Annotated in this window: 1 protein-coding gene; it reads left to right on the top strand. The window is 45.8% G+C overall.

All coding sequences use genetic code 11. From position 1 onward, the window contains the following. Nucleotides 1-108: 108 nt before the first annotated feature. Nucleotides 109-751, top strand: a 643-nt coding sequence (locus JCM12296_RS35320) for a transposase (protein WP_172684289.1), incomplete at its 3' end; no start/stop codon positions are given.

The raw sequence follows: 751 nt of genomic DNA on the forward strand, positions 1-751 counted from the left end.
TATCAGAGAAAACTTCGCTCAGATTTATTTTTCCAATTTTTACATCCCGTTGAAGACGTTATGCCTGAAATACAAGTGCTCGCGTCACGTGGAGACAGACCTCTTAAAATGACTTTCGAAGACCAACTGAAAATGTTGATTTTCTATCACCTCGAAGAGCATGTCTCTGCCCGCCACATGCTTCAGATCCTTGAGGAGGATGACTTTGCTCGAGAAAACATAGCCCCGAAAAATGGCATAAAAAAAAGCAGCTTCTCGGAAGCCATCAACTCAAGAGGACTCGAACAACTCCAAATTGTTTACGAAAAACTCCGCCAAAAGGCATCTGGCTTACTCCCCAATCGTTGCCCCGATTTCGGAAAACTTATTGCCCTTGATGGTTCACTCATCGATGCAACTATGTCCATGCTCTGGGCGGATTACCGCAAAGGGTCCAAAAAATGTAAAATCCACTTTGGTCTTGACTTGAACCGCGGGATTCCATCGAAAATTTTCTTCACGGACGGCAATGGACCTGAAAGGCCCTTTGTCGATCCTATCACCCCTGCTGGCCATACCGTGGTTGCCGATCGAGGATACCAAGAGCATGCCCTGTTCGATCACTTGCAAGATCAGAACAAGCATTTCATTATTCGGATCAAAGCCAGCACGGTCAAAACCGTTGTCAGTGCAAATGATGTCTGCCCGGATGGTATCGTCTTTTATGATGCCGAAGTGCTGCTTGGTACCGAGCAGAACAAAAATCAATCAC

Source organism: Desulfosarcina cetonica JCM 12296, assembly GCF_001311845.1.
GTDB lineage: Bacteria > Desulfobacterota > Desulfobacteria > Desulfobacterales > Desulfosarcinaceae > Desulfosarcina > Desulfosarcina cetonica.